Genomic DNA, 5,200 nt, shown 5'->3' with positions numbered 1-5,200 from the left:
CAGCTCTTCGGGCGTGCAATCCATCAGGGAGAGAAAGTGCCTTGCGCTCATCATTGACTACCTTTTTGCTACAAACCGCAGATGCTCAAAGCCTTGTTTATCGGAACAACGGGCGAGACCTGCGGCGTAAGCCGCACGGGGCGACGAAATAGGGGGAGGCGCGATATTGACACTAAATGTCGCGTTTTTCCAATAGGCTACGGTTTTTGCGGGATTCGGAGGGCGGACTGAATAGAGTCGTCACGCATTTGAAACCGGGTTCAGGACAGCAGCGAGCCTCTTTGTACACTGGCCTCGCAGGGCTTGGCAATCCGGTTTGGCGGGGATAGCGCCGCTTTGGTCGGTTTACGACCATGGCGCCATGCCACCACTTGGTCGGATGCTCAGTCTGAAACATTTGCTAAAGCAAAGTGCTGGGTTATAAATACGTTTCGAGCGACGCAGGAAGCCTCCGCATGGAATCGAAAGAAAAACTGTTAATGGAATTGCTGGGCCATACGGCTCGCTCTCTGACCCATCTCACCGCATCGGTCACTTCGATGTCCTTCGAACTGCTGCGCAGCGAAGACGACGTGGTCAAAGCTGCCAGCCGGCAGATGATCGACCGCATGGCGACCATCAGCGCCGGGCTAGACGAACACTGGCGGCTGATCGGCGAACTCACCGGCGTACACGTCGCCCACGAGCAGATCGAAACCATTCAGGAAATCCAGTTGCAGGCGCCGCCGCAACTGCCGTCCAACTGATCGCGGCGGGCTATCGGCTCGCCTGATAGCCGTCGATTCACAAGACGAACGTCGCTGGCGCCCCACCGACGTAGGGGCCATAGTTTTGTTCCCGCAGGCGTCATTACCTGCCCCAGAACAAAACAGAGACTGGCCATGACCAAGACTCTCCATCACCGTGCCTGCCACCTGTGTGAAGCCATTTGCGGCCTGACCATCGAGACCACCGAAACTGATGGCGCTGTCGCGATCACCTCGATCAAGGGCGATGCTCTCGACACCTTCAGCCGTGACCACATCTGCCCCAAGGCCGTGGCCCTGCAAGACATTCAGAATGATCCTGATCGCCTGCGCCAGCCGATGCGCCGGGTCGGCAGTGAATGGCTGCCGATCGAGTGGGACGAGGCGTTCGCGCTGGTGGCCGAGCGGCTGGCGGCGATTCAGGAACGGCATGGGCAAAACGCGGTGGCGGTCTATCAGGGCAACCCGAGTGTGCATAACTATGGGCTGATGACTCACAGCAACTATTTCCTCGGTCTGCTGAAGACGCGCAATCGTTATTCCGCGACGTCGGTCGATCAATTGCCGCATCACCTCAGCAGCTACTTGATGTACGGCCATGGCTTGCTGCTGCCGATCCCGGACATCGATCACACCGACTTCATGCTGATCCTCGGTGGTAATCCGTTGGCGTCCAACGGCAGCATCATGACTGTGCCTGACGTGGAGAAACGCCTGAAAGCGATTCAGGCGCGCGGCGGCAAAGTGGTGGTGGTCGACCCACGGCGCAGCGAGACAGCAGCGATCGCCGATCAGCATCTGTTCGTGCGCCCGGGCGGCGATGCGGCGCTGCTGTTTGGCATGCTCAACACGTTGTTTGATGAAGGCCTGACCCGCGACAGTCATTTGCCAATCGAGGGGCTGGACGAAGTCCGCGCCGCCGTGGCGACGTTCACCGCTGAAGCCATGAGTCCGTTGTGCGCCGTTCCCGCCGAACAGATTCGTCAACTGGCCCGCGACTTTGCTGCCGCACCAAGCGCGGTGTGCTACGGGCGGATGGGCGTATCGACTCAGGCGTTCGGCACCTTGTGTCACTGGGTGGTGCAGTTGATCAACCTGGTGACCGGTAACCTGGATCGCGTTGGCGGTGCGCTGTGCACCGAGCCTGCTGTTGATCTGGTGGCGTCGACCTCGGGCGGGCATTTCAACAAATGGCAAAGCCGTGTTTCCGGGCGCCCCGAGTACGGCGGCGAACTGCCGGTGTCGGCACTGGCTGAAGAGATGCTCACCGAAGGCGAGGGACAGATCCGCGCGCTGATCACCGTTGCAGGCAACCCGGTGTTGTCGACGCCCAACGGCCGACAATTGGAGCAAGCGCTGGACGGTCTGGAGTTCATGGTCAGCATCGACCTGTACATCAACGAAACCACCCGTTATGCCGACCTGATCCTGCCGTCCACTTCTGCGTTGGAGAACGATCACTACGACACCACGTTCAACCTGTTCGCGGTGCGCAACGTTAGTCGTTTCAACCGCGCGATCCTCGCCAAGCCTGAGGGCGCGCTGCATGACTGGGAGATCTTTGTCGGATTGGCCAAGGCCTTTGCCGAGAAAACCGGCAAGGAGCTCAAACCAACGATGCCGCCGGCGAAGATGATCGACATGGGGCTGCGCATGGGCCTCTATGGCGATGCTTCCGAGCATAAGCTGTCGCTGGCGACGCTGTTCGATCATCCCCATGGCGTTGATCTGGGCGCGTTGAAACCGAATCTGGCGAAGCGTCTGAAAACGCCTGATCAGCGGGTGCAAGCAGCGCCGCCGGAGATCCTCGCGGATCTCGCACGCTTCGCCGCATTGCAGGCGCCGGCCGCCGATGAGCTGTTAATGATTGGCCGCCGCCATGTGCGCAGTAACAATTCGTGGATGCACAATTACCATCGTCTGGTGAAGGGCAAGCCGCGTCATCAGCTGCTGATGCATCCGGATGATCTCGCCAGCCGTGGGCTCAATGACGGTCAGTTGGTGCGGGTCAGTTCGCGGGTCGGGCAGATCGAAGTGGAAGTGCTCGGCAGTCTGGACATGATGAGGGGCGTGGTCAGCCTGCCGCACGGTTGGGGCCATGCGCGCCCTGGTGTGCAGATGGCGATTGCCAGCGGTCAGCCGGGTTCGAGTGCCAACGACCTGACGGATGAATGCCAGCTCGACGAGTTGTCCGGTAATGCCGCGCTCAATGGCGTGCCGGTGACAGTGGCGGCGGCTTGAACATGTCTGTCGGGGAGACCGAGCATGGCGCTCGGGATTCCGTTACAATGCGCCACCGTGCCGACCCATGAGTCGGAAAGTTCAGCCGAGGTGCTCCATGGATATCATCGAAACGATTAAAGAGCAGATTGCCAACAACACCATTCTGCTTTACATGAAAGGCTCGCCGAATGCCCCACAGTGTGGCTTCTCTGCGAAAGCTGCGCAGGCTGTGATGGCGTGTGGCGAAAAGTTTGCGTACGTGGACATCCTGCAGAACCCGGAAATCCGCGCCAACCTGCCAAAGTACGCCAACTGGCCGACTTTCCCGCAACTGTGGGTGGGTGGTGAGCTGGTCGGCGGCAGCGACATCATGACCGAGATGTCTGCAGACGGTTCGCTGCAAACCACCATCAAGGCTGCTGTCGAAGCGGCTGCTGCGAACAAGTCCGAAGCCTGATTGGCTTCTGTGGGTTTCAGCAAATGCTGAAACCCGGGCAATAAAAAGCCCCGCGCCTCGAAAGAGGGCGGGGCTTTTTAGTGTCGCAAGATTAGCGGGCGCTAACTTACTCTTCGCCCATCTGCGATTGCAGATAGTTCTCAAGACCGACTTTGTCGATCAGGCCCAGTTGGGTTTCCAGCCAGTCGATATGTTCTTCTTCGGATTCGAGAATGTCTTCGAGCAGTTCACGGCTACCGAAGTCGCCAACGGTCTCGCAATGCGCGATGGCGGCTTTAAGGTCGGCGTGGCCGGTCTTCTCGATACGCAGGTCGCACTCCAGCATTTCTTTGGTGTGCTCACCGATGTGCAGCTTGCCCAGATCCTGCACGTTCGGCAGGCCTTCGAGGAACAGGATGCGCTTGATCAGCTTGTCCGCGTGCTTCATCTCGTCGATGGATTCTTTGTACTCGTGCTTGCCCAGCTTGTTCAGGCCCCAATCTTCATACATGCGCGCATGCAGGAAGTACTGATTGATCGCGACCAGCTCATTGGCAAGGATCTTGTTGAGATGCTGGATGACTGTAATGTCGCCTTTCATGATCGGAGTCCTGCCCTGTAATAGCTGTATATAAGGCGGAGTTTGAGCTGCACGTTTATAAGTGTCAAACCTAAGTTATTGAATAATAAATGAAAATAAATCTGAATAAGAATGTTTGTGTTCCGCGTCTAGAGCCTAACCGATTGATTTGCGGGCATAAAAAAACCGGACATAAGTCCGGTTCTTTGAAATAGGGGTAATTACGCAGCAGTAAATTCTACTGGATAGGGGATCGCAGCCTGGGCGGTTTGCAGCTTCGTCAGGGTTTCGCGAACCACTTCCTTGGCCAGGCAGGCACATTTGCCGCATTGGCTGGCGACGCCGGTGGCTTGGCGCACTTCTTTGTAGCTGCAGCAACCTTCATAGATCGCATCGCGGATTTGACCGTCGGTGACGCCAGTGCAGAGACAAACATACATAAGTGAGAACCGTCGCTGGTTGTGACTCAATTGCGATGGATCTTAATGTTAACGAGAATGATTGTCAAAGTGCTTTCGGAAGGCTTTTGCCGGGATTAGCGAGTGACTGACGAGCGGTAGTGACTGGCCATCTGCCTGGCCCTGTAAATGCAACGCCGTTATCCGCCTGCTTTAAAAAACCGTTAAGGACAGGCCAAAAACGCAGTGTATGATGGTCGGCCCTTGCGAAGGGGGTTCGTGTCACAGGGCTGTCGCCTCAGGGTGGCAGGCTGGCCCGGACCCTGAACTTCAAGTTTTTACACCAGGAGATATCAATGAGCGTACTCGTAGGCAAACAAGCCCCTGACTTCACCGTCCCGGCCGTACTCGGCAATGGCGAGATCGTTGACAGCTTCACCCTGTCCTCGGCCATCAAAGGCAAATACGGCCTGGTGTTCTTCTACCCACTGGACTTCACCTTCGTCTGCCCGTCCGAGCTGATCGCTCTGGACAACCGCATGGCTGACTTCAAAGCACGCAACGTTGAAGTGATCGCTGTGTCGATCGACTCGCACTTCACCCACAACGCCTGGCGCAACACTCCAGTGAACAATGGCGGCATCGGTCAGGTGAAATACACCATGGCTGCCGACATGAAGCACGAAATCGCCAAGGCCTACGACGTTGAATCCGAAGGCGGCGTGGCTTTCCGTGGCGCGTTCCTGATCGACGACACAGGCGGTGTTCGCTCGCAGATCATCATCGACCTGCCGCTGGGCCGATACATGGAAGAGCT

5 protein-coding genes and 1 pseudogene (1 of these 6 only partly in view) are annotated in these 5,200 nt (G+C 57.6%); 4 read left to right on the top strand and 2 right to left on the bottom strand.

Annotated elements, in window-relative coordinates:
* Positions 1-455: 455 nt before the first annotated feature.
* The 3 genes from ACIOVB_RS26280 (at position 456) to grxD (ending at position 3,426) form a co-directional block, all read left to right on the top strand.
* On the top strand, positions 456-746 hold the full coding sequence (locus ACIOVB_RS26280) for a hypothetical protein (protein ID WP_103305479.1): 291 nt from the start codon (positions 456-458) through the stop codon (positions 744-746).
* Positions 747-881: 135 nt separating this feature from the next.
* Positions 882-2,987 carry a molybdopterin oxidoreductase family protein gene (locus ACIOVB_RS26275; RefSeq protein WP_401272133.1) on the top strand — a complete coding sequence of 702 codons (2,106 nt, stop codon included), beginning with the start codon at positions 882-884 and terminating at the stop codon, positions 2,985-2,987.
* A 97-nt stretch (positions 2,988-3,084) separates the two neighbouring features.
* Positions 3,085-3,426 carry a Grx4 family monothiol glutaredoxin gene (gene grxD / locus ACIOVB_RS26270; protein ID WP_187678175.1) on the top strand — a complete coding sequence of 114 codons (342 nt, stop codon included), beginning with the start codon at positions 3,085-3,087 and terminating at the stop codon, positions 3,424-3,426.
* A gap of 106 nt (positions 3,427-3,532) precedes the next feature.
* Here the strand turns inward: grxD and bfr are convergent, their stop codons facing one another.
* Positions 3,533-4,006 (bottom strand): bacterioferritin, encoded by a 474-nt coding sequence (gene bfr, locus ACIOVB_RS26265; RefSeq protein ID WP_187678174.1) that lies wholly within the window; start codon positions 4,004-4,006, stop codon positions 3,533-3,535.
* Between the two features lie 200 nt (positions 4,007-4,206).
* Positions 4,207-4,425 (bottom strand): bacterioferritin-associated ferredoxin, encoded by a 219-nt coding sequence (locus tag ACIOVB_RS26260; protein ID WP_093430580.1) that lies wholly within the window; start codon positions 4,423-4,425, stop codon positions 4,207-4,209.
* Positions 4,426-4,739: 314 nt separating this feature from the next.
* Here ACIOVB_RS26260 and ACIOVB_RS26255 point away from each other — a divergent pair.
* Positions 4,740-5,200 (top strand): annotated as a pseudogene (locus ACIOVB_RS26255) (peroxiredoxin) (it continues 140 nt past the right edge of the window).

This window comes from Pseudomonas sp. NPDC087639 (assembly GCF_044743385.1).
Classification (GTDB): domain Bacteria; phylum Pseudomonadota; class Gammaproteobacteria; order Pseudomonadales; family Pseudomonadaceae; genus Aquipseudomonas.
The sequence above is the reverse complement of the archived record's forward strand: the minus strand, read 5'-3'. Positions and strand labels throughout refer to the sequence as shown.

What these genes read in the sequence shown, in the direction of transcription:
- ACIOVB_RS26280 (WP_103305479.1), top strand. Translation starts at nt 456, where the DNA reads ATGGAATCGAAAGAAAAACTGTTAATGGAATTGCTGGGCCATACGGCT.
- ACIOVB_RS26275 (WP_401272133.1), top strand. Translation starts at nt 882, where the DNA reads ATGACCAAGACTCTCCATCACCGTGCCTGCCACCTGTGTGAAGCCATT.
- grxD (WP_187678175.1), top strand. Translation starts at nt 3,085, where the DNA reads ATGGATATCATCGAAACGATTAAAGAGCAGATTGCCAACAACACCATT.
- bfr (WP_187678174.1), bottom strand. Translation starts at nt 4,006, where the DNA reads ATGAAAGGCGACATTACAGTCATCCAGCATCTCAACAAGATCCTTGCC.
- ACIOVB_RS26260 (WP_093430580.1), bottom strand. Translation starts at nt 4,425, where the DNA reads ATGTATGTTTGTCTCTGCACTGGCGTCACCGACGGTCAAATCCGCGAT.